The following is a 23,161-nucleotide window of genomic DNA, read 5'->3' on the forward strand; positions in this document are numbered from 1 at the left end:
GGCCATCGTCGATGTCTTGACCGATCTGCCGGATGTGGAATGCGTCCTGTACGACGGAGGCGAGCGGCCGCCCGAGAACGCCGAGGACGTCGAGGTGTGGATCCCCCCGCTCATCCCGCCCCGCACGACCGCCGAACTGCTCGGCCGGATGCCCAAGCTGCGCCTGCTGCAGACGGTGACGGCCGGCGTCGAGACCTACCGTCCCCACCTGCCCGACGGCGTGATCCTGTGCAACGCGCGGGGCGTCCACGACGCGGGCACCGCCGAGTGGGCGGTCGGCGCGATGATCTCCGTGCTGCGCGACTTCCCGGCCTTCGCCGGCGCCCAGCAGCGCGGGGAGTGGACCTACCACCACACCGGCGTGCTGGCCGACGCCACCGTGCTCATCATCGGGTACGGCTCGATCGGCCAGGCGCTGGAACGCCGCCTGGACGGGTTCGAGGTGGAGGTCGTGCGGGTGGCGCGCACCGCGCGCGACGGCGTGCACGGCGAGGACGAGCTGCCGCGGTTGCTGCCCGAGGCCGACGTCGTGGTGCTGCTGGTGCCGCAGACCCCGGACACCGCGCGCATGGTGGACGCCGCCTTCCTCGCCATGATGAAGGACGGGGCGGTGCTGGTGAACGCCGCGCGCGGCTCGGTGGTGGACACCGACGCGCTCGTCGCCGAGCTCGCCGCCGGCCGGCTCAGGGCCGCCCTGGACGTGACCGACCCCGAGCCTCTGCCCAAGGACCACCCGCTGTGGACGGCGCCGGGGGTCTTCATCACCCCGCACGTGGCGGGCAGCACCCCGGCGTCGCTGCGGCGGACGCTGAAACTCATGCGATCTCAGATGCTGAGATATCTGTCCGGGGAACCGCTGAACAACGTGATCACGGGGTCGTACTGAACGGCTTGACTCTCGTTTCTGACTCGTAACGATAGGAAAGCAAACCCAAGCCGTGGCTGCCTCGTGACCTCCGATGCGTACGGTGAGTCTCACCGCGCCACCGTTCCTGACAGCGAGCAAGGCGGTTATCAGATCGGTGACGACTGAGCGGTTGTCGCCTCCTCCGACACCGGGCGGGCGCGACACTGGCCACGTGACAGGGATGAGCCGCATGGGCGACGACGTTGAACGGCCTTCGTGACCCAAGGGTCCCGTTGACCGCCGCCGCCGGTCTCGGCGCGGTGGGCCTCACGGCTGCCCTCCTCGTCGACGCCGCCGCCGCGACGGTCACCGCGGTGGCCGGGGTGGTGGCCGGCCTCATCGCCGCCGTCTCACTCCTGGTGGCGGCCGTCCGCGTCGCGCCGGGCTGGCGCCACCAGTCGTCCGCCTGGCGCTGGCTCGCCTCCGGCACGGCCGCCTGGCTGGCCGGGGTTGGGGTGCGCCCGCTCGCCGAGGGCACGCCGTTCATGCTGACCTTCGCCGACGTCCTGCTCATCGCGGGCGGGGTGCTGCTCGCGATCGGCTGCGGCCGCACGGCGCGGCGCCGGGCGTACGGCAGGTCGCTGCTCCAGTACGCCACCAGCGCCTACATCAGCGCCGCGTCGCTGTTCACCATCGGCTGGGTCGTGCTTCTGGCTCCGCTGTACGCGAGGTCCGACGAGCCGAGCACGCTCGCCGCGCCCGTGGTCTGCCTGCTGGCGACGTGCGCCGTGGCCCCGGCCGCGCTGGCGTCGCGCTCGGCCGGGCGCCGGGTGGGCCTGGCCGCGCTGGCCGTGCTCGCGACGGTCACCGTGCAGGAGTTGGCCACGGCGATGGCCCGCGTGACCGTCGGCGGCGCTCTTCCGCCGGCCGCAGGCCTGGTGGCGCCGATCGCCTATCTGCTGCTGGCCGCCGCCCCGTGGGCGAGCCGAGCCCGCACCCGCCCGGTGCGGGCGCCGTCCTCCGCCATCGTGGAGGGGGCGCCGCTCGTCCTGGCCGCCGTCGCCACCGTCGTGCTGCTCGTCCGCGTGATCACCCAGGGCCCCGACCGGCCGGTGGCCGTTCTGCCCTTCGTGGTCGGCTCGGTCGTGGTCGTGCTGCTGGCCAAGGTGTTCGTGCTGGCCGTGGAGACCGCGAGCATGCGCGGCAGTCTGGACTCCAGCGAGCGCCGGCTCATCCACCTGGCCGAGAGCGCCGGTGACATGGTCCTGGTCTGCGACACCGACGGCGTCATGCGCGAGATGGGCGCCGGGGTCGAGGCCCTGTACGGCTACCAGCCCCGCGATCTGATCGGACGCTCGATCTTCGACTACGTCCACTCCGAGGACGCCCCCGGCGTTCAGGCGGCGTTGAGGTCCCTGACGACCGAAGAGGAACCGCCCCTGGAACGGCAGAGCGCGTGCCGGGTCGCCTGCCGCGTCCGCGCCGCCGACGGCACCTGGCGGCCGGCCGAGTCCGTCGCCGCCCGTCACCCCAGCGAGGGGGAGGACCTCGTCCTGATCTCCACGCGGGACGTCAGCGACCAGGTGGCACTGCGCAACCAGGTCGCCCACCTCACCTTCCACGACGGGGTGACCGGCCTGCCCAACCGCGCCTACTTCGAGGAGCGCACCCGCGAGGTGCTGGCGCGCAGGGGCGGTGGCACCACGGCGGTGGTGTTCATCGACCTCGACGGCTTCACCGGCGTCAACGACTCGGTGGGGCACGCCGGCGGCGACTACCTGCTGAGCCAGGCCGCCCGGCGGCTGCGCGCGGCCGTCCACTCCGATGACACCCTCGCCCGCTGGGGCGGAGACGAGTTCGCGGTGCTGCTGGAGTCCGGCGGCTCGGGCCCGTCGACCGGCTCGGGCACGGCCGACGCCCAGTCGGCCATCGATCTGGCCGAACGGCTGGTGCGCGCGGTGTCCTCCGAGCCCTTCCGGGTGGCCGACCGCGACATCGCGCTGACGGCCAGCGTCGGGGTCGCCTTCGCCGAGGACGGCGTCCCGGCCGGCGACCTCATCCGCAACTCCGACGTGGCCACGACGCGGGCCAAGGAGCTCGGCGGCCGCCGCGTCGAGGTGTTCGCCGCCCACATGCACGCCGACGTCGTACGCCGCCTGGAGCTGGCCGCCGACCTTCAGCGGGCGCTGCTGGCCGGCCAGTTCGCCATCGAGTACCAGCCCGTGGTGGACCTCGCGACCTCCCGGGTGACCGCGGTCGAGGCCCTGGTGCGCTGGTGGCGGGGCAGCACGCTCGTCCCGCCGCATCAGTTCCTGGGCGCCGCCGAGGACACCGGGCTGATCGTCCCGCTCAGCGAGTGGATCCTGCGCGAGGCGTGCCGCGAGGTGGCCGCCTGGCGGGCCTCGTCCTGGGACATCGGGCTGTCGCTCAACCTGTCCAGCCGCCAGATCACCGCGCCGCGGTTCGTCGAGACGGTCGAGGCGGCCCTGGCCGAGAGCGGTCTGCCCGCGAGCGCCCTGACCCTCGAGGTGATCGAGGAGATGCTCGTCGAGGACGCCGACGAGATCATCAGCCGGCTGTCGGAGCTGCGCGCCCTCGGCGTGCGGCTCGCGATCGACGACTTCGGCACCGGGTACGCCTCGCTGGCGTTCCTGCGGCAGCTTCCCGTCGACATGATCAAGATCGACCCGTCGTTCGTGTCCGGTCTGGGACGCGACGAGACGCTGACGCTGCTCACCCGCACCATCGTCCGGCTCGGCCACGACCTCGGCCTCATCGTGGTGGCGGAGGGCATCGAGCGCCCCGAGCAGCTCGAACTGCTCCGCGAGATGGGCTGCACCCGAGGTCAGGGCTACCTGGTCGCCCGCCCCATGGCCGCCCGCGGCGTCGACTCCCTCATGCGCACCAGCCTGTCCCCTCTCCAGGAGACCGCCTGAGGGGATAGGCAAGCTCATCCCATATTGTGAGACTTGTGTCCGGAGATTTGACACCTGCGACGTGTCAGGGGCTATGGTTGCCGCATGCGTATCACTGGGGACTCGATTGCCGGGCTGCAGCAGCCTCGGCTTGACGGTGTAGTACTTCGCCGGCGCGCGGGTCGCTGACGAAGAGTCCCCAGCCTGCGCGCAGCCCCAGCATCGCCTCTCCGGCGAGCGGGGCATTTTTTATGGCCACAGCCAAGCTCAGCCACGCAAGGAAACGAGCCGATGACCGAAGAGATGACAGGTGCGCAGGCCCTCGTCAGGGCGCTGGAGCAGGTCGGGGTCGACACGGTGTTCGGGATCCCGGGCGGCGCGATCCTGCCCGCCTACGACCCGCTCTACGACTCCACCAAGGTCAGGCACGTCCTCGTACGCCACGAGCAGGGCGCGGGCCACGCCGCAGAGGGGTACGCCCAGGCGACCGGCCGGGTCGGAGTCTGCATGGCGACCAGCGGACCGGGCGCCACGAACCTGGTGACCGCCATCGCCGACGCGTACATGGACTCGGTGCCCATCGTGGCGATCACCGGGCAGGTCGCGGCGCCGCTGATCGGCACGGACGCCTTCCAGGAGGCCGACATCTCCGGCATCACCATGCCGATCACCAAGCACAACTTCCTGGTCACCGACGCCGATGACATTCCCCGCACCATCGCCGAGGCCTTCCACATCGCCTCGACGGGCCGGCCCGGCCCCGTCCTGGTCGACATCTCCAAGGACGCCCTGCAGGCCACGACCGCCTTCTCCTGGCCGCCCGTCATGCGCCTGCCGGGCTACCGCCCGGTGACCCGGCCGCACTCCAAGCAGATCAGAGAGGCCGCGCGCCTCATGGCCGAGGCCAAGCGGCCGGTGCTGTACGTCGGCGGCGGCGTGCACAAGGCCCGTGCCTCGGCCGAGCTGCTGCAACTGGCCGAACTGACCGGCATCCCCGTGATCACCACCCTCATGGCCAGGGGCACCTTCCCCGACAGCCACGACCTGCACCTGGGCATGCCGGGCATGCACGGCACGGTCGCCGCCGTGGGCGCCCTGCAGCGCAGTGACCTGCTCATCGCGCTCGGCACGCGCTTCGACGACCGGGTGACCGGCCGGCTGGAGACCTTCGCCCCGCACGCCAAGATCATCCACGCCGACATCGACCCGGCCGAGATCTCCAAGAACCGCCACGCGGACGTCCCGATCGTGGGCGACTGCCGCGAGGTGCTCGCCGACCTGCTCGGCGCCATCAAGCACGAGCAGGCCGAGGGCCGCTCCGGCGACTACACCGCCTGGTGGGCGGTGCTCGACGGCTACCGCAAGACCTATCCGCTGGGGTACGACACGCCGGACGACGGCTCGCTCGCGCCGCAGTACGTCGTCGAGCGGCTCAGCGCGCTGGTCGGGCCGGACGCCTACTACGTGGCCGGCGTCGGCCAGCACCAGATGTGGGCCGCCCAGTTCATCGGCTACGAGAACCCGGGCACGTTCATCAACTCCGGCGGCGCGGGCACGATGGGCTTCGCGGTGCCGGCGGCGATGGGCGCCAAGATGGGGCAGCCCGAGGCCACGGTGTGGGCGATCGACGGCGACGGTTGCTTCCAAATGACCAACCAGGAGCTCGCCACCTGCGCGCTCGAAGGGGTGCCGATCAAGGTGGCCGTGATCAACAACGGCAACCTCGGCATGGTCCGTCAGTGGCAGACGCTGTTCTACAACGAGCGCTACTCCAACACCGACCTGCAGTCGCCGCGCCGCATCCCCGACTTCGTCAAGCTGGCCGACGCCTATGGTTGCGTGGGACTGCGGTGCGAGCGTCCCGAGGACGTCGACGCGACGATCCGCAAGGCCATGGAGATCAACGACGTGCCCGTGGTCATCGACTTCGTCGTGCACCCGGACGCGATGGTGTGGCCCATGGTCGCCGCCGGAACCAGCAACGACGAGATCAAGTTCGCTCGCGACCTGGCTCCCGTGTGGGACAACGAGGAGCAGTCATGAGCGCACGGGCCCACGGACCATCCACCGGTTTCGCAGGAGGGAACGCATGAGCCGCCACACGCTGTCGGTTCTCGTCGAGAACAAGCCCGGTGTCCTGGCCCGGGTCGCCGCGCTGTTCAGCCGGCGCGGCTTCAACATCGACTCCCTGGCGGTCGGGCCGACCGAGCACGACGACGTCTCGCGCATGACCATCGTCGTCAACGTCGCCGAGCTGCCGCTGGAGCAGGTCACCAAGCAGCTCAACAAGCTGGTCAACGTGATCAAGATCGTGGAGCTCGACCCCTCCCAGTCCGTGCAGCGGGAGCTCACGCTCATCAAGGTCCGCGCGGACGCCGACACCCGTTCCAACGTGCTAGAACTGGTGCAGCTGTTCCGCGCCCGCTGCGTGGACGTGGCCACGGACGCGGTGACCATCGAAGTCACCGGCACTCCGGACAAGCTCGACGCCTTCATCAGGGTGCTGGAGCCGTTCGGCATCAAAGAGCTCGTCCAGTCGGGCATGGTGGCCATCGGCCGCGGCGCCCGTTCCATCACCGACCGCTCGCTCAGGGCCCTGGACCGCAGCGCGTGAGCCCTGCGGGCGCGAGCCGTAAGAATCCATGAGAGGCAAGCTAGTGACTGAGATCTTCTACGACGACGACGCCGACCTGTCGGTCATCCAGGGCCGGCACGTGGCGGTGCTGGGCTACGGCAGCCAGGGCCACGCCCACGCGCTGTCGCTGCGCGACTCCGGCGTAGACGTGCGAGTGGGCCTGCCCGAGGGCTCCAAGAGCCGCGAGAAGGCCGAGAACGACGGCCTGCGCGTCGTCACCCCGGGGGAGGCGGCCGAGGAGGCCGACCTCATCATGATCCTCGCGCCGGACCACATCCAGCGTCACCTGTACGCCGAGCACGTCGCGCCGAACCTCGTCGAGGGCGACGCCCTGTTCTTCGGCCACGGCCTCAACATCCGCTACGGCCTGATCGAGGCGCCCGAGGGCGTCGACGTGGCGATGGTCGCCCCCAAGGGCCCCGGCCACCTGGTGCGCCGCCAGTTCACCGCCGGCCGCGGCGTTCCGGTGCTGGTCGCCGTCGAGCGTGACGCGACCGGCAACGCCTGGCCGCTCGCGCTGTCCTACGCCAAGGGCATCGGCGGCACCCGCGCCGGCGCGCTGAAGACCACCTTCACCGAGGAGACCGAGACCGACCTGTTCGGCGAGCAGGCCGTGCTGTGCGGCGGCGTCTCCGAGCTGATCAAGGTCGGGTTCGAGACGCTGGTCGAGGCGGGCTACCAGCCCGAGGTCGCCTACTTCGAGTGCCTGCACGAGATGAAGCTCATCGTCGACCTCATGTACGAGGGCGGCATCTCCAAGATGTACTGGTCGGTGTCCGACACCGCGGAGTTCGGCGGCTACACCCGCGGCCCGCGCGTCGTCACCTCCGAGACCAAGAAGGAGATGCAGCGCATCCTGGGCGAGGTCCAGTCGGGCGCCTTCGCCCGCGAGCTGGTCGAGGAGTTCGACGGCGGCCAGGGCAACTTCCGCAAGTACCGCGAGGAGCTGTCCCAGCACCCCATCGAGCAGACCGGCGCCAAGCTCCGCCCGATGATGAGCTGGCTCAAGGAGAAGTAACCCGCACACCGACGAACGATCGCCCGAGCCGTCCACCGGCTCGGGCGATCTGTCGTTCTGGGAGTCTCAGGCGAACAGTTCGTCGACGGAGCCGATGGTGGCGGCGCGTCGTCCCCATTTCTCGATCCGCACAGGGTCGGAGCACTCGAGGATCTCGTCTCGCTGGTCCTCGGACAGCGTGATCCCCCGCGCGTCCAGCACGAGCAGCAACATCCTGGCCTCGCCCTTAACGAGGCCCTCGGCCTTAGGTCGGGGTCGGGGAGTCACCTGCCTGCGGTCGGGGCGGGGTGGTGGCGTAGCAGGGAGGCAGGGGGGCCGGCACGACCGCGGCGGGGTCGAGGACGGCGCGGCGTTCGCCGGTCTGCGAAGGGCAGTGGTAGTCGCGGCTGATGCGGATGTCGGCCACTTTCGGGGCCAGGCGGTAGGTCGCGAAGGGCAGCGTGCACTCGGTGTGGCCGTCCTCCCAGCGCAGCCACACCACGTCGTCCTTGCGCGGGTTGGCCATGGCCGAGGTGTCGCGGCTGTCGTTGAGCGGCTGGTACTCGTCGGTGACGTCGCGGAACCGGCCGGTCTGACCGTGATCGTAGAAGCAGACGTAGGGCGAGTCGCATCGGTTGGGATCCTCACCGCGAACCAGGGGGATGCCCTGCCCGGCGGCGGGCCGCAGGAACAGGGTCACCACCGTGGCGATCAGCGCGCCGGCCGCGAGCCCGGCCAGGCCGGCCAGCATGAGGCGGGTGCGGCCCGCCCGGGAGGACGCCTGGTCTGGGGAGTGGGGCTGGGATGTCGCTCCCTCGGCCTCTTGGGCGGCGGGCTCGAGGTCGCCCGGGGTGGCAAGCCGCCGCCAGGCGTCCTGCCAGCGCGCGACCTGCTCCTCGATCTGCTCGGACGGCAGGTCGCAGGCGGTGAGGCACGCCGTTATGTAGGCCTCGACGAAGGCCAGTCGCGGCAGGCCGGGCAGGCCCCGTCCATTGAGCGTGTAGGACACGGTGCTCGGCGGCAGGGCGTCCACCTGCTGGCCGTCGGGGGTGGTCGAGCGGCCGGCCAGATGGCGCAGCCGGCGCAGTGAGGGCCGTCCCGCCCAGAGCCTGAGCCGATCGAGCGCGTCGACGAATTCTCCGGGGGTGCTTGCGGTTGCCGGGTCCGGCGGAGGCGAGGTCACCGCATCGCCCATCTGAAGATCACCTTCCTGACGTCGGAGAGCGTGGCAATCGGCTGGACCTCTTGCGTCTTACGCCCGCCGTACGAGATCAGTCAATTGCGTCCAATAGTGTTGCGCCGCTTGTTGGACACCTTTCCGCCCAGGTGAGCTGGCTGTGCCTGGCCGATCCAGGCGAGACACCTCAGCGGAAGGACTCACGCAATGCACGTTGCAAGAAGCGTCGCGCTCGGCGCCGTCCTGGTGGCCGGCACGATCACCGCCGCGCCGACGGTCCAGGCGGCCACCTCCTCGGTTCCCCTGAGCTCGACCGCCGCCCAGGCGTTCCAGAGCACCGCCGTCCAGGCCGCCCGCGGCAAGGAGACCGCCGCCGCCGCGGAGGCGATGGGACGGGCCGCGGCATGCCTGCACATGTACCGCCCCGAGGTGCGTCCCGGCAAGATCGCCGCCACCGTCTGGGCGCCCGGCTGCCGCGGCGTGCTCTTCGGCACCAACCTGATGCGCAAGCGCGCATGGGGCTGGCAGACCATCAAGTACATCACCTGGCGCGGGCCTGGCCCTCGGACGCTCTACGCCAACTGCAAGAGAGGCAACAAGTTCACCTACATGACCGAGGCGTGGGTCGTCGCCGCGAACCGCCCGGTCTACAGCCCCACCCGTCGCGGCCGCTGCTGACCTCACCGGCCCGAACCTCGACCTAGGCGCACGGACGGTCACCCGGCCGGTCACATGGCGCGGAACATGCAGTTCGGCCTGGTTCTCCGGACGTGGTTCTTGATCATGCCGCGTGGGGCGCCCGGAAATCCCCCTCGGGCGCTCGCGGACGCCTGCCTTCGGGCCCGGCTCGTCGAAGCCGGGCCCGAGGTCACGGGCCGGTCAGCAGGGGGTGGGCTTGAGCCAGGAGCATTCGCGGGCGGGGTCGTCGGGGGAGGCGGGGGTGGCGGTTCTGAGCTGGGCGGGGGTGTCGACGGGAGTGTCGCGCTTGAACTGCGCGAGGCGTACGGCGATGGCGTCCTCGACGGCCGGCTTGGGGTTGCCGGTCAGGTAGTTGTTGGTGATGATCGAGAACACCAGCGGCTCGCCGTCGGCGCTGGTCACATAGCCCGACAGGCCCGAGACGCTGGTGAGCGAGCCGGTCTTGGCGTGCACGTTGTTCGCCGCCGCGGTGCCCGCCATGCGGCTGCGCAGCGTGCCGCCGGTGAAGCGGTCGGCGTTGCCGGCGATCGGCAGGGCGTCGTACCAGGTGGTGAACCACGGCTTGGCGCGCAGCGCGATGAGGTAGTCGGTCAGCTCGCCGGGGGTGACCCCGTCCAGCCGCGACAGGCCCGAGCCGTCGCGCAGGCGCACGTTCTTGACGCGGTTGGCCTTGGCGAAGGCGGTGGTGACCGCGAGCCCGGCGTCCCAGGTGCCCTTGCCGGAGACCTTGCGGCCCATCGCCTTGGTCAGGATCTCGGCGTGCATGTTGTTGCTGAGCTTGAGGAACGGCACCAGGAGCTGGGAGAGCGGCATCGACTCGCGGGTGGCCAGAGCCTTGGCCCCCTCGGGCGCGGCGCCGCGCGTGGTCGGGCCGAGCAGGCGTACGCCGTGCTTGGCGAGCGCCTTGCGGAACAGCGAGGCGGCGTACCCGGTGGGGTCGTTGACGGCCACCCACTCGTCGTAGGCGCCGGCGACGGTGCCGGTGATCACGATGGTGTTGGTGCCGTGCACGCGGTTCACCACGACGTCGGTCTCGGCGCCGGTCGTGGCGTGATTCTCGATCTTGACGTAGTCGGTCTCGGGTGTCGTGGTCACCTTGGCGGGCGCGCCTGCCGCGGCGCCGGGTGCCACCGAGACGATCACCGAGCCCGCGTCGTAGTCGGTGTCGGGTGCGGCGGTGAGCGCCGAGATCTGGGCCGCGTAGTAGTACGGCTCGTCGTCCCAGGCCCAGTCGGTGCCGAGCCGCACGTCGTCGAACCAGGTGTCGTCGGCGACCAGCCGGCCCGTCACGAGCTTCACGCCGGCGCCGGCGACCTTCGCCGCCAGCGCGTCGTAGTCGGCGGCGAGCATGGTCGGGTCGCCGGTGCCCTTGAGATAGAGGTCGCCGGTGAGGGCCGACCCCGCCTTTCGGCCCGTGCCGAGCACGCTGGTGGTGAAGCGGTAGTCCAGGCCCAGGGTGTCCACGGCGGCGGCCGAGGTGAGCAGCTTGGTGTTGGAGGCGGGCAGGAAGACCTTCCCGGCGTCCTGCGCGTAGAGCTGCTCGCCCGTCGCGGCGCTCTTGACCACCACCCCGGCGCGGGCCACCACCAGGTTGGACGCGCTGAGGACCTGGTCGATGTCCTTGGTGAGGTCGGCCACGCCGGGCGCGGGGTCGGCCGCGCTCGCGGGCGCGCCTCCGGTCGCCTGCGTCAGCGTGGCCGTCAGGGCGGCGGCTGCCAGCAATGTGGTGAGTTGTCTACGTCTGTGCACGGGGTGCCTCCATGAGGGCTCGGCCTGGGGGGATCATCGACAACACCGCTCCGGCCGACAATACGGAAACCTACGTATGTCCGACCGGTGATCTCATATCCTCGCAACCCGGCGCCGCAGCCTGGACGGTCGGCGCCGGTGTGTCAGGGGCGGACGCCCTGGTCGTCCGGGGCGGCGGCGTCGTCCCACAGATCGGTGCTGTGCGCCTCGACCAGGGCGCGCACCCGGGCGAGCATCTCGGCGGCGGGCAGCGCGTCCAGGCGGCGCCCGTCCCGCAGGCGCGGGGCGACCTCGTCGCGGGCGGCCTCCCTGGCGCCGATCACCAGGTGGTAGGGCACCAGCCGGGCGGCCCGGACGCGGGCTCCCAGGCTGCCGTGCTCGGGCCCGGCGACCTCGGCGCGCAGCCCCAGCTCGGCGCAGCGGCGCAGCAGTCCGGCGGCGCGGGACGCCTCGGCCTCCGACACCGGCAGGACGGTGAGCTGAGTGGGGGCGAGCCAGGCGGGGAAGGCGCCGCCGTGCACCTCGATGAGATGGGCGACGGCCCGCTCCACGCTGCCGATGATGCTGCGGTGCACCATGACCGGCCGGTGCCGGGCGCCGTCCGGGCCGACGTAGTGCAGGTCGAACCGCTCGGGCTGGTGGAAGTCGACCTGGACGGTCGACAGGGTGGACTCACGGCCGGCGCCGTCGGCGACCTGGACGTCGATCTTGGGGCCGTAGAACGCCGCCTCGCCCTCGACGGCCTCGTAGTCCAGCCCGGAGGCCGAAAGCGCGCCGACGAGCAGGTCGGTGGAGCGCCGCCACAGCTCGGCGCCCGCGACGTACTTGCCGCCCGGCCCGGGCAGGGACAGCCGATAGCGGGCCGGGCGGATGCCGAGGGCGCGGTAGGCCCTGACGATCATCGCCAGCGCCGCCGCGGCCTCCTCCTCGACCTGGTCCAGGGTGCAGAAGATGTGCGCGTCGTTCAGCTGGATCGCCCGGACGCGGGTGAGCCCGCCCAGCACCCCTGACAGCTCCGAGCGGTACATGCCGCCCAGCTCGGCCATCCGCAGCGGCAGGTCGCGATAGCTGCGCCCCCGGGAGCGGTAGATCAGAGCGTGGTGCGGGCACAGGCTCGGCCGCAGCACGACCTGCTCGCCCCCCAGGTCCATCGGAGGGAACATGTCGTCGCTGTAGTGGGACCAGTGCCCGGAGATCTCGTACAGCTCCCTCTTGCCCAGCACGGGGGAGTAGACGTGCCGGTAGCCGGCCCGGCGCTCGGCGCCGCGGATGTACTCCTCCAGGGCGTGCCGCACGGCCGCGCCGTCCGGAAGCCAGTACGGCAGCCCCGCGCCGATCAGCGGGTCGGTGTCGAACAGGCCGAGCTCTCGGCCGAGTCTGCGGTGGTCGTGCATCTGCATCGTGGTCTCCTCGCGGGTGTCGAGGCGGGTGACCACACGGCGAAGCCCCGGGGCACTCGCCCCGGGGCTTCGGACTAAGAGTCAGCTGTCAGCGCGCCGGGACACTCCTCGGCGTCGTCGTCGAACCAGCGCGCTTCATGCCGGTCACGGTAGCAGACGCCCGCGAGGCGGGCACGCGGTAACGAGTCGCTTACTGATGGTCCGGAGAACGGACGGACGGGCGGGTCTCTGGAGACTCGCCCGTTTCCTTCGGGCCGTGATCGGTCGATGCGGCCTTCGGCCTCGGTGTCCGGGCGCCGCCCGCAGCGCGGCGCCGGTCGGTGAACGAAGGAGGTCAGGCCACCGGGGGGGCGAGGACGAAGGCGCACTCGCCGAAGGAGATCTCGTCGCCTTCACGGACGCGGGCCGGGCCGACCAGGCGCCAGCCGTTAAGCCGCGTGCCGTTGAGCGACCCGAGGTCGACCAGCAGCCACGACTCGGTCTCGCGGCGCAGCTCGGCGTGCACGCGCGAGACCGTCAGGTCGGTCAGCACCAGGTCGCACTCCGAGCCGCGGCCCACGACGTAGCGGGTGCGGCTGTCGACGGGGAGCGCCAGCCGGGGCAGCCGGGGGCGGCGCCAGGCCGTCTCGATGCGCGTGGTCAGGTCGGACACCGAGGCCACGGCCTCGGTCAACCGGCGGCGCCACCGCCCGGACGGCGGAAGGTCGGAGACCAGATCGGTGAGCTCGACCTGGCTGCGGGCCCGTAGCGCGCGGTCGACCCGTCCGAGGAAGGTGTCGTGCGAGATCTGACCCTCGAGGGCGTGATCGCGGAGCTCGTTGATGGCGCGATCGCGGTCCCCATCGGAGGCGCGCACAGGCGGGTGCGTCGAGCTCATGTCCCGAGTATCAGGCTGGCAACGGTGAGGTGTCCAGATTATGCGGGATCTGTTGCGGCGGGCATACTGAGTATGCATACTCAGTATTCATGTCCATCAGGCACGGTCTGCTCGCCCTCCTGTCACAGGGGCCGAGGTACGGCTACCAACTGCGCGCCGAGTTCGAGGCGTCCACGGGGGCGACCTGGCCGCTCAACATCGGCCAGGTCTACACGACGCTCTCGCGCATGGAGCGCGACGGGATGGTGGCGCCGGGCGAGCAGGACGACCAGGGACGCGTCGTGTACGCGCTCACCGACAAGGGCCGGTCGGAGCTGGACCGGTGGTTCGCCACCCCCATCGCCCAGGCCGACCGGCCCAGGGACGAGCTGGTGATCAAGCTGGCGATGGCGGTCACCGCGCCCGCGGCCGACGTCCGGCGGGTCGTCCAGACCCAGCGCACCGCCACCATGCGCGCCCTGCAGGAGCTCACCCGTGCCAAGCGCGCCGTGACCGGGGCCGCGCAGCGGCTGGTGCTCGACTCCATGATCTTCCAGGCCGAGGCCGAGCAGCGCTGGCTCGACCACTGCGAGGCCGTGCTCGCCACATCACGGGAAACGGTCGTGTCCGCCGGTCCCCCGGAGACCATCGAGGCCGTACCCGCCACTTCTCAGGAGACCACCAATGACGACTGACCGCGTCGTCCGCCTCACCGGCGTGGCGCGCATCCACGGCAAGGGCGCCGGAGCCGTGCACGCCCTCAGAGACGTGAGCCTGGAGGTCGCCCCCGGTGAGCTGGTCGCGGTGATGGGTCCGTCCGGATCGGGCAAGTCCACCCTGCTCAACGTCGCCGGCGGCCTGGACCGCCCGACGGCCGGTGACGTCACCGTCGAGGGCGCCGACCTCGGCGCGCTGTCGGCCCGTGAACTGGCGCGCCTGCGACGGCGGCACGTCGGGTACGTCTTCCAGGACCTCAACCTGATCCCCTCGCTGACCGCCGCCGAGAACGTCATGCTGCCGCGCGAGCTGGACGGCGTCCGCGCCCGCCAGGCCAGGCAGGAAGCGGTGGCGGTGCTCGGCGAGGTGGGCGTGGCCGAGGTCTCCGACCGCTTTCCCGACGAGATCTCCGGCGGGCAGCGCCAGCGGGTGGCCATCGCCCGCGCGCTGGTGGGGGAGCGGCGGCTGCTGCTCGCCGACGAACCGACCGGCGCCCTCGACTCGGCGACCGGCGAGGACATCCTGGCCCTGTTACGCGCCCGCTGCGACGCCGGCGCCGCCGTCTTGCTGGTCACCCACGAACCCCGCCTGGCCGCCTGGGCCGACCGCGTCGTCTTCCTGCGCGACGGCGTGATCGCCGACAGCACCGCGGCGGTGACCGCGTGAACGCGCGGGGCGGCGGAGACGGCGTGGTCAGGCCGGACGGGGGTGACCCGGCGAAGGCGCCCGGTGGCGATGACCGTGCGAACGTGCCGGGCGGGGGTGATCGCGTGGCCGGACAGGGCGGCGCCGGCGGGGGCACGGCCGGTGATCGCGGGAGCGGCAGACGGACGAGGTCGCGCGTGAGCGGGCTGCGAGCGGCCCTGCGGCTGTCCTGGCGGGACGCCCGGCGGTTCAAGGGCAGGAGCGCCCTGGTCGTCATCATGATCGGCTTGCCCGTCCTGGCGGTCACGGCGATGGCCGTCCTCCTCGCGACCTTCGACCTGACCCCTCAGGAGCGGCTGGACCGCGACCTGGGCACGTCGGACGCGCGGATCGTCGCCAGGGCGCCGGGCCGGCCGGTGCAGCAGGACGATACGGGGCAATTCTGGACACTCAAGGATCCGCGGGCGGCGCAGAAGGCGCGGCCGGTGACGACGGACCGGCTGGCCGCACTGCTGCCTCCGGGCAGCCGCATTGTGCCGATCACGCCCGGACGGGAGCTCTACACGGGCCCTGCTCTCGACCCCACCAGGGTGGTCGAGCTCGACCTGCGTGACCCGCTGACTCGGGGTCTCTATCCGCTCCGGCAGGGGCGGTTCCCCGCGAACCCGGACGAAGTCGTGGTGTCCTCCTGGCTCGCCCGGCACGGCGCTCCGCTCGGGTCGCGCATCCGGCTGTCCGGCTCGGCCACCGACCATCCGGTCGTCGGGATCGTGGACGACGCCGACCGCCTCGACCTCGACGTGGTTGTCACGCTCCCCGCGCCCGAGGCGCGCGAGCGAGCGGTCGAATGGCTGGTGGACACGCCGGGGCCCGTGCGATGGAAGGACGTGCGGCGGTTGAACGCCGAGGGGTTGTCGGTGACCTCGCGCGCCGTGGTGACCGGCAGGGATTCCGGGACTTCATGGCGCATCCGGTCGGCTCCGAGGATGAGACCCGTGGACCTGGCCGTCGGCGGGCTGGTCGTGACGATGGTGGTGCTGGAGATCGTCCTGCTGGCCGGTCCCGCGTTCGCGGTGGGCATCCGGCGCCGCCGCCGCGAGCTGGCGCTGGTCGCCGCGCAGGGCGGCTCCGCCCGCCACCTGCGGTCCATCGTGCTCGCCGACGGGTTCGTGCTCGGCGGTGTCGCCACGGTGCTCGGCGTGGCGGCGGGGCTCGCCGTCGCACGCGCCGCCGTCCCGATCCTGGAGAGCGTGAACGGCGCCGTCGCCGGGCCGTACGAGGTGCCGATCCGCTATGTCGCCGCGGTCGCGGTGCTCGGCCTGGGCAGCGCGGTGGCGGCCGCGGTGGTGCCCGCCCGCCGGGCCGCCCGCGCCGACGTCGTCGCGGCGCTGGCCGGGCGGCCGGCGCAGGCCCGCGTCCGGAACGGCCTTCCTCTGGCCGGCCTCGCGCTCGTCGCAGCCGGCTTCGTGATCACTCTTGGTTGGAGAGCGAACCGCCGCGTCATCTCGTTGCTGAGCGACCTCAGCCTCGCGACCGGAGCGCTCTGCACGATGGTGGGGCTCGTCCTGCTCACCCCATGGCTGGTGCGGGTCGCGGGCCGGCTCGCCGCCCGCCTGCCGCTGCCGTTCCGGCTGGCCGCGCGGGACGCGGTGCGCAACCGGGGACGTACCGCCCCGGCGGTCGCCGCCGTGGCCGCCGCGACGGCCGGATTGGCAGGGTGCATGATCGCCGCGGCCAGCGCGGAGACACGCTGGCTGCACGACTACCACCCCCAGGAGGTGGCCGGCGCACTGACGGTCGACATCGGCCAGCCGACGGACGAGCGGGCCGAACGCGTGCGCACGGCGTTGCGGAGCGCGCTGCCGGGAGTGCCGCTGGCCGAGGTGTACCGGCCCGCGGACAACGTGGACGCCTACGGGATGCAGCTCGCCGACTGCGCGATCAGGACGGAGTGCGGAAGCCCGTACGATGGCAACGCCTCCCGCATCGGGGGGCCCGACCTGGCACGCTATCTCGCCGGCCGCGACGACCCCCGAGCGGCGGCCGCCCTGGCGGCGGGCAAGGTCCTGGTGTTCCGGCCCGGCGCGGTGCGTGCGGGCGCGGTGCGGCTGCGCGTGCTCGGCGGTGAGCCCCGAGAGGTCAGCGTGCCGGCCGTCGAGGTGCGCGCGGTTCGCGCCGCCGTCGCGAACGTCCTGGTGCCGACGCGGACGGCGACGGAGCTCGGCTTCCGGCCGCGGCTCGCGGGGTTCGTCGTCGACCCCGGCCGCCATCGGGTGACGCCGGAGGAGGTGGACAAGGTCGAGAGCCTGGCAAAGGCATGGCGGTCCGGCGTCTACGTCTACGTCGAGCGGGGCCCGGTGAACCCGATGGAGGTCACGCTGCTGGTCCTGGCGGGGACGGCCGTCGTCCTGGTCCTGGGCGGGACGTTCGCCGCCACCGGCCTGGCCGTGGCCGACGCCCGGCCGGACCTGGCCACGCTCGGCGCGGTGGGCGCGCCGCCCGGCCTGCGGCGGCTGGTGACGCTCGGGCAGGCGTGGTTCGTGGCCGTGACGGGGATGGCCGCCGGCACGCTCGCGGGTCTGTCCCTCGGCGTGGCCGCCATGGAATCGACGTCCATCGCGCACCGAGTTCGGGTCTACAACCCCATCACCGTTCCGTGGGGCTCCATCGCCGCGCTGGTGGTCGCGCTGCCCCTGCTGGCGGGTCTGGTCGCCGCGGCGTTCACCCGAGCCCGGGTCACACCGCCTCGCCGCACGACCTGAGGCGGCCGGCTCGCCGGGCGCGGGGCGCAAGGGCCGCGGCCGCTGCCCTCGCACACGGGGCAGGGGCCGTCGACCAGCAGGCCGGGTCAGGCCAGGGTGCCACGGGAGGCGGTGCCGTCCGCGGTGGCGGGCTCGGCGGTGTCGGCCTTGGCCAGGTCGTCGGCGGTGAGGTCGTACTTGACCGTCATCCAGATGCCGAGGCCGACGATGACGGCCGGGATGACGGCCTGCGCCAGGATGATCGCGGTGAGCGCGCTGCCGGGCTGGGTGACGGGGTGCTCGGGGTCGGAGGAGACGAAGCCTCCCGCCGCGAGCACCACGCCCACCACCGCGGCGCCGAGCGCGGCCACCGCGCTCTCCACGGCCGTCCACAGGCCGGTGAACACCCCGCCCCTGCGCTTGCCGCTGCGTGCCGAGTCGTGGGCGATCACGTCGGCCAGCATGGAGAACTGCAGGAGCTGCAGGCCGGCGTACCCGACGCCGATCACCAGCGTCGCCAGGTGGGCGTAGAGCGCGCCGAAGACCGGGGTGAGAGCGACCGCCAGGCCGCCGACGAGGAACAGCGCGCCGGCCAGGAGCATCGCGCCCCGCTTGTCCATCTTGCGCGCCGCCCACACCCACAGCGGCATGGTGATCAGCATGGGCCCCACCAGCGCGGCGAACAGGGTGCTGGTGGCCGAGACGTCCTCGACGATGTACGAGGCGAAGTACGGGGCGCCGGCCAGCATCACCCCCGCCGCGAGCGTCTGGGCGCTGGACAGGCCGAGCAGCCACATGAACGGACGGCTGGCCCGCGCCGCGGCGAGCTGGGTGCGCAGGCTCGACTCCGGCTCGACGGCGCCGGTCATCGGTGCCTTGGCCGTGCCGAAGAAGGAGGCCAGCATGGACAGCAGCAGCAGCGCCCCGAAGGCGATGCCCATCGTGCGGTAGCCGTCCAGCGAATGCGCCGCGATGGCGGGCGCGATGATGCCGCTCAGCGCGATGGCGAGCGCCACGAAGATCATGCGCCACTGCAGCAGCGAGGTGCGCTCGTGGTAGTCGCCGGTCATCTCGGCGGGCATCGCCTTGAACGGCACCTCGTACAACGCGTACCCGGTGGCGGCCAGCAGGAAGAAGGCACCGACGAACAGGGCCGCCGGGGTGCCGGTCAGCGGCGGGCCGGAGAAGGTGAGCGCGAAGGCCGCCGGCAGGATCGCCGCGCCGGCCAGCAGCCAGGGCCGCCGCGGGCCCCAGCGGGAGACGGTGCGGTCCGACCACTGGCCGACCAGCGGGTTGATGACCAGGTCCCACGCCTTGGGGGCGAAGACCACGACGCCGGCCAGCAGCGCCGGGACCGCCAGGATGTTGGTCATGTAGAACAGCAGCAGCAGGCCGGGGATGGCGCTGAAGGTGGCGGTGCAGAACGAGCCCACACCGTAACCGAGCCGGACGCTTCGCGGGACGGCCGTGACGGGAGTCGCCGTGGTCGAAGGAACCATTGCGCCATTACAGACCAGCAAGCGTTTGGCCGCCAGCCCTCCCGGGCCGCAGCTCGGTGACGATCGTGCGGCGCCACCCCGCCTGCCCTGCCCGGCCCGCTCGGCCAGCCATGCCGCCACCCCGTCGGCGGTCCTCGCCGTCCCGTCCGGCATCCCGTGGGCCGTCCCTGCCGTGCCCTCCGGCGCCGTCCCGGTCACACCGTCCGGGCGGCACTTCGGCGGTCCGCGTACCGGTTCATCGCATGCCCCGTCGGTCGTCCTCGCCGTCCCGTCCGGCGCCCTTCGCCACACCGTTCGGCCGGGGGTTCCGGCGGTCCGGGCTCCGGGTCGTCCGCCGGCTCCCGTGGACCGTCCCTTCGGCCTTGACCGGCGTTTCGCCGAGGCGTGGTCAAGGCGGCGGGCCCGGTCGTTTCGGGGCTTCCGGGAGGCGGCGCGGGCCGGGCCGGAAAGTCAGGAACCGGAGTCAGAGCGCGGCGCGGGGACGGGACGGCGGGCGGTCGCCCGTCCCCGGCCGCGCCGGGCTCGACGGCGGCCGTGGAACGGCGGCCGGGGATTGGCAGCGGCCGGGCTCGACGGTGGCCGGGGATCAGTGGCGGCCGGGGTCAGCAGTCGGAGACGTCGGCGCACACGACGTGGGCGCCGAGCTCGATCATGCGGCGTTCGGTGTTGGCGTCCGCCACGCGGGCCATGAGAACCGGCGCCTCGCTGGCCGCCAGCTGCGGCAGCCGGGCGCGGACCATGCGGTGCAGGTCGCGGACGATGTCCTCGGCGTCACGGGTGTGCACCTTGACGTGCAGCATGATCCCCGAGGAGCCGGAGACCGTGCGGGCCTCGGAGATCCAGACGTGGTGCACCAGCGGGAAGTCGCGCAGCAGCTCCGAGATCGCCACGCGCAGCGCCGGCAGGATCGGATGGGCGCACCGCTTGTACCCGGGATCGACCTGCTGCATCGGCCCCGACAGGTGGGGGCGCGGAGCGGGGATCCACGCCCTCGCGGGGGCCTCGTGCGCGCTCTGCGCCACGGGGGCGGTCAGCGTCTCGTTCCGCCCGAAGGCCGGCGCGCTCGGCACGGTGCTGTGGCGGGACACCGTGGCCATCGCGCCGGTGGCGTAGGCCGTGGGCGACGCGCTGGACAGGGCCGGCGCGTGCTGGCCGCTCCGCGTGGAGGCGAGATAGCGCTGAAGGTCCTCGATGGGGACGGCCGCCGCCGCCGGTCCCGCCGCGTCGATGACGATCTCCCGCACACCGGTGACGCGCTGGATGTCGAGGATGGTGTCGGCGTCGCACGCCGACAACGAGTGGTTGCCGCGGTGCCGTGCGTAGGTGCTCGGACCGGTGTACCCGAGCAGGACGCGATCACCGGCCTGCGTCGTGCCGAGCACGACGGACCGGTCGGGGCGCACGGCCACCAGGATGCCCCACTCGGCAAGAGCCGCCAGTAGTCGGTGCGGGCTGCCGTGCTGCGCGAGCACTTCTCCGAGAGCGGGGTTCCCGATGCTCATACGACAAACGATAGGTAGTAGGACACGGCTTATCAGCCTAATCGTCAAGAAATGTTGTGAGCAATACCAAGATGGCGGCTCGCGCGTGGAATCCCGCGCAGGTGGGTAAGCGCCCCACGTCTCACATGCTGGACGGCTCGGCCGAGCCGAATAACCTCGCATACCGGACAGAACGCCCAGGTCGGCGTGCCTCGCGAAGCGGTCGATGGCGGCGAAATCGTCTCACATAGTGGACGTTTCTGGCCTCGATGGCGCCAAGAAGGTTCCCGCGGCCTACCGGGCCGGCCGCAGGCGGCCGCAGAATCTCGTGTGGCCGATCGTTCCGGACCCCGCGCGGCCCGATCGTGGTCGGTCGTCCTGGATGCCCGTGTGGCCGCGGGCGGCGAGGCGTCTCGGATGGCGGACGCTCGTGAGTGCTTTCACAAGCCCGGATAGACTCGAACCTTGTCCGTGCATCCGCACTTCCCAAAGGACTACCCGTGAACAAGCCCGTCGTCCTGGTCGCAGAGGAGCTGTCCGAAGCTGGTCTGGCCGTGCTCGGAGCGGACTTCGAGGTCCGTCACACCGACGGCGCCGACCGCTCGCAGTTCCTGCCCGCTCTCGCCGAGGTGGACGCGCTGATCGTGCGCAGTGCCACCCAGGTGGACGCCGAGGCGCTCTCCCACGCGCCCCGCCTGCGCGTCGTCGCCCGAGCCGGGGTCGGCCTGGACAACGTCGACGTGGAAGCCGCCACCAAGGCCGGTGTCATGGTCGTCAACGCGCCGACCTCCAACATCACCAGCGCCGCCGAGCACACCGTCGCCCTGATCCTCGCCAGCGCCCGCAACGTCGCCCAGGGGCACGGCGCGCTGAAGAACGGCGAGTGGAAGCGCTCCAAGTACACCGGTGTCGAGCTCGACGAGAAGGTCGTGGGCATCCTCGGCCTGGGCCGCATCGGCCAGCTGGTGGCGCAGCGCCTGGCCCCGTTCGGCGTCGAGCTGATCGCCTACGACCCCTACCTGCAGCCGGCCCGCGCCGCGCAGATGGGCGTGCGGCTGGTCTCGCTGGAGGAGGTGCTCAAGCAGGCCGACTTCATCACCGTGCACCTGCCCAAGTCCAAGGAGACCATCGGGCTCATCGGCGACCGGGAGCTGCACACGGTCAAGCCGTCGGTCCGCATCGTCAACGTCGCCCGCGGCGGCATCGTGGACGAGGCCGCCCTCTACGCCGCCATCAAGGAGGGCAGGGTCGCCGGCGCCGGCATCGACGTGTTCGCCAAGGAGCCCTGCACCGACAGCCCGCTGTTCGAGCTCGACAGCGTCGTGGTGACCCCGCACCTCGGCGCCTCGACCCACGAGGCCCAGGAGAAGGCCGGCACCCAGGTCGCCCGCAGCGTCAAGCTCGCGCTGGCCGGCGAGTTCGTCCCGGACGCCGTGAACGTCCAGGGCGGCGCCGTCGCCGAGGACGTCAAGCCGGGTCTGCCGCTCGCCGAGAAGCTCGGCCGGGTCTTCACCGCCCTCGCGGGCGAGGTCGCCACCCGCCTGGACGTCGAGATCCGCGGCGAGATCGCGGCCCATGACGTGCGGGTGCTCGAGCTGGCCGCGCTGAAGGGCGTGTTCACCGACGTGGTCGAGGACTCGGTGACCTACGTCAACGCCCCGCTGCTCGCCAAGGACCGCGGCGTGACGGTCGAGCTGGTGACCAGCGACGAGAGCCCCGACTGGCGCAACGTCGTCACCGTCAGGGGCGTGCTGGCCGACGGCCGCACCGTGTCGGTGTCCGGCACGCTGTCCGGGCCGCGCCAGATCACCAAGATCGTCGAGGTCAACGGCTTCCAGATGGAGATCGAGCCGACCGAGCACCTCGCGTTCTTCACCTACGCCGACCGGCCGGGCATCGTCGGCATCGTGGGCAAGATCCTCGGCGAGCGCGAGGTGAACATCGCCTCCATGCAGGTCTCGCGGGACGCCAAGGGCGGGCGGGCGCTCATCGCGCTCACCGTGGACTCCTCCATCCCGGCCGAGGTCGTCGACCAGATCGCCCAGGAGATCGGCGCCGAGGGCGGCCGCACGGTGGACCTCGCCGACTGATCGCCCCGCCGCCTCCCGGCTCGGTTCCGCGGGAGGCCGGCACCCCTTTTCGCGCGCTGAGCGATGGCCGAAGGCCCGCCGCCCGTCCGGGTGGCGGGCCTTTGTCGTCTCACATATCGAGATACTAGGTCTTCCTAGCAGACAGGCTCGCTACTGGCAGGTAACGTGGTCGGAGATGACGCGCCAGGTACTCGTAGTCCTTGCCTGCCGCGGCGGGGCCTGATAAGGGCAGGCCGGCGACCCGCCGCGGTGATGCCGCCGTTCGCCCGGCCGTGAGACCCGCGGCCCTTCCGTTCCGTGACCCGGAGCGGGGAGCCGCCCGGAGTGCGGGTTCGCGATCCGAGATCCGCGCGATCCAGTCGATCCAGTCCATCCGGCTGTTTCACCGTGTTCATCGAGGTTCCGCCGAGGTCCGTCGAGGTCCGTCGAGGTCCGTCGAGGTCCGTCGAGGTTCCGCCGAGGTCATCGAGATTCGTCGAAGTTCCGTCCGACCCATCCGACCGCGTGCGCCGACGCGCGCATGCCCACCAGCGAGCGAGACGTGCCATGTACGACATGTATCCCTGGAACAATCCCACCACCGAAGAGCACCGCCACGAGGACGAGACGCCCGACCCCGTGCAGACGGCGCTCGACCGCCGCGACAACGGCGGCCTGCCGGAGAACTGACCGCCTGCCGGAGAACTGACGGTTCGCTGGAGAACCGGCAGCCC

The 23,161-nt window shown here is 72.0% G+C and carries 18 protein-coding genes; 11 read left to right on the forward strand and 7 right to left on the reverse strand.

Annotated elements, in window-relative coordinates; genetic code table 11:
* Nucleotides 1–16: 16 nt before the first annotated feature.
* The 5 genes from ABZT47_RS26235 (at nucleotide 17) to ilvC (ending at nucleotide 7,415) form a co-directional block, all read left to right on the forward strand.
* Nucleotides 17–886 (forward strand): 2-hydroxyacid dehydrogenase, encoded by an 870-nt coding sequence (locus tag ABZT47_RS26235; RefSeq protein ID WP_354847303.1) that lies wholly within the window; start codon nucleotides 17–19, stop codon nucleotides 884–886.
* Between the two features lie 254 nt (nucleotides 887–1,140).
* Nucleotides 1,141–3,783 carry an EAL domain-containing protein gene (locus ABZT47_RS26240; protein WP_354847306.1) on the forward strand — a complete coding sequence of 881 codons (2,643 nt, stop codon included), beginning with the start codon at nucleotides 1,141–1,143 and terminating at the stop codon, nucleotides 3,781–3,783.
* A 183-nt stretch (nucleotides 3,784–3,966) separates the two neighbouring features.
* Nucleotides 3,967–5,805, forward strand: coding sequence for an acetolactate synthase large subunit (locus ABZT47_RS26245; RefSeq protein WP_354847536.1), 1,839 nt, complete (start codon nucleotides 3,967–3,969; stop codon nucleotides 5,803–5,805).
* Nucleotides 5,806–5,851: 46 nt separating this feature from the next.
* Nucleotides 5,852–6,376, forward strand: coding sequence for an acetolactate synthase small subunit (gene ilvN, locus ABZT47_RS26250; RefSeq protein WP_354847308.1), 525 nt, complete (start codon nucleotides 5,852–5,854; stop codon nucleotides 6,374–6,376).
* Nucleotides 6,377–6,404: 28 nt separating this feature from the next.
* Nucleotides 6,405–7,415: a ketol-acid reductoisomerase gene (gene ilvC / locus ABZT47_RS26255; RefSeq protein ID WP_354847311.1), complete on the forward strand. Its 1,011-nt coding sequence runs from the start codon at nucleotides 6,405–6,407 to the stop codon at nucleotides 7,413–7,415.
* Nucleotides 7,416–7,481: 66 nt separating this feature from the next.
* On the opposite strand, the gene ABZT47_RS26260 is transcribed toward ilvC, so the two are convergent.
* Together ABZT47_RS26260 and ABZT47_RS26265 are read right to left on the reverse strand one after the other, a co-directional pair.
* A complete protein-coding gene (locus tag ABZT47_RS26260; protein WP_354847313.1) occupies nucleotides 7,482–7,628 on the reverse strand; it encodes a hypothetical protein in 147 nt (48 codons plus the stop codon).
* 31 nt (nucleotides 7,629–7,659) lie between these two features.
* The gene (locus tag ABZT47_RS26265; protein ID WP_354847316.1) at nucleotides 7,660–8,589 is read right to left on the reverse strand and encodes a hypothetical protein; all 930 of its coding nucleotides are present in this window, start codon (nucleotides 8,587–8,589) and stop codon (nucleotides 7,660–7,662) included.
* A gap of 189 nt (nucleotides 8,590–8,778) precedes the next feature.
* On the opposite strand from ABZT47_RS26265, the gene ABZT47_RS26270 reads away from it, so the two are divergent.
* The gene (locus ABZT47_RS26270; protein WP_354847318.1) at nucleotides 8,779–9,249 is read left to right on the forward strand and encodes a hypothetical protein; all 471 of its coding nucleotides are present in this window, start codon (nucleotides 8,779–8,781) and stop codon (nucleotides 9,247–9,249) included.
* A 201-nt stretch (nucleotides 9,250–9,450) separates the two neighbouring features.
* Here ABZT47_RS26270 and dacB read toward each other — a convergent pair whose 3' ends face one another.
* The 3 genes from dacB to ABZT47_RS26285 form a co-directional block, all read right to left on the reverse strand.
* Nucleotides 9,451–11,019 (reverse strand): D-alanyl-D-alanine carboxypeptidase/D-alanyl-D-alanine-endopeptidase, encoded by a 1,569-nt coding sequence (dacB, locus tag ABZT47_RS26275; RefSeq protein WP_354847321.1) that lies wholly within the window; start codon nucleotides 11,017–11,019, stop codon nucleotides 9,451–9,453.
* A 143-nt stretch (nucleotides 11,020–11,162) separates the two neighbouring features.
* Entirely contained in the window at nucleotides 11,163–12,455 is a 1,293-nt protein-coding gene (gene thrS / locus ABZT47_RS26280) for a threonine--tRNA ligase (protein WP_354847323.1), read from the reverse strand.
* Between the two features lie 298 nt (nucleotides 12,456–12,753).
* Nucleotides 12,754–13,296 carry a DUF1707 and FHA domain-containing protein gene (locus ABZT47_RS26285; RefSeq protein WP_354847326.1) on the reverse strand — a complete coding sequence of 181 codons (543 nt, stop codon included), beginning with the start codon at nucleotides 13,294–13,296 and terminating at the stop codon, nucleotides 12,754–12,756.
* 89 nt (nucleotides 13,297–13,385) lie between these two features.
* Here ABZT47_RS26285 and ABZT47_RS26290 point away from each other — a divergent pair, with 89 nt between their 5' ends.
* The 3 genes from ABZT47_RS26290 (at nucleotide 13,386) to ABZT47_RS26300 (ending at nucleotide 17,399) form a co-directional block, all read left to right on the forward strand.
* Nucleotides 13,386–13,970 carry a PadR family transcriptional regulator gene (locus ABZT47_RS26290; protein ID WP_354847329.1) on the forward strand — a complete coding sequence of 195 codons (585 nt, stop codon included), beginning with the start codon at nucleotides 13,386–13,388 and terminating at the stop codon, nucleotides 13,968–13,970.
* A complete protein-coding gene (locus ABZT47_RS26295) occupies nucleotides 13,960–14,658 on the forward strand; it encodes an ABC transporter ATP-binding protein (RefSeq protein ID WP_354847333.1) in 699 nt (232 codons plus the stop codon). The genes ABZT47_RS26290 and ABZT47_RS26295 overlap by 11 nt, the downstream gene beginning before the upstream one ends.
* A gap of 176 nt (nucleotides 14,659–14,834) precedes the next feature.
* Nucleotides 14,835–17,399 (forward strand): ABC transporter permease, encoded by a 2,565-nt coding sequence (locus tag ABZT47_RS26300; protein ID WP_354847336.1) that lies wholly within the window; start codon nucleotides 14,835–14,837, stop codon nucleotides 17,397–17,399.
* A gap of 86 nt (nucleotides 17,400–17,485) precedes the next feature.
* Here the strand turns inward: ABZT47_RS26300 and ABZT47_RS26305 are convergent, their stop codons facing one another.
* Together ABZT47_RS26305 and ABZT47_RS26310 are read right to left on the reverse strand one after the other, a co-directional pair.
* Nucleotides 17,486–18,877: an MFS transporter gene (locus ABZT47_RS26305; protein ID WP_354847339.1), complete on the reverse strand. Its 1,392-nt coding sequence runs from the start codon at nucleotides 18,875–18,877 to the stop codon at nucleotides 17,486–17,488.
* A gap of 602 nt (nucleotides 18,878–19,479) precedes the next feature.
* Nucleotides 19,480–20,379, reverse strand: coding sequence for a hypothetical protein (locus tag ABZT47_RS26310; RefSeq protein WP_354847341.1), 900 nt, complete (start codon nucleotides 20,377–20,379; stop codon nucleotides 19,480–19,482).
* A gap of 479 nt (nucleotides 20,380–20,858) precedes the next feature.
* Between ABZT47_RS26310 and serA the strand changes: the two genes are divergently transcribed.
* Together serA and ABZT47_RS26320 are read left to right on the forward strand one after the other, a co-directional pair.
* Complete coding sequence (gene serA / locus ABZT47_RS26315) at nucleotides 20,859–22,448, forward strand: phosphoglycerate dehydrogenase (protein ID WP_354847344.1); 1,590 nt, start codon at nucleotides 20,859–20,861, stop codon at nucleotides 22,446–22,448.
* Between the two features lie 546 nt (nucleotides 22,449–22,994).
* On the forward strand, nucleotides 22,995–23,117 hold the full coding sequence (locus ABZT47_RS26320; RefSeq protein WP_354847347.1) for a hypothetical protein: 123 nt from the start codon (nucleotides 22,995–22,997) through the stop codon (nucleotides 23,115–23,117).
* Nucleotides 23,118–23,161: the final 44 nt, after the last annotated feature.

The sequence above is a fragment of the Sphaerisporangium sp. NPDC005289 genome, from assembly GCF_040607455.1.
GTDB lineage: Bacteria > Actinomycetota > Actinomycetes > Streptosporangiales > Streptosporangiaceae > Sphaerisporangium > Sphaerisporangium rhizosphaerae.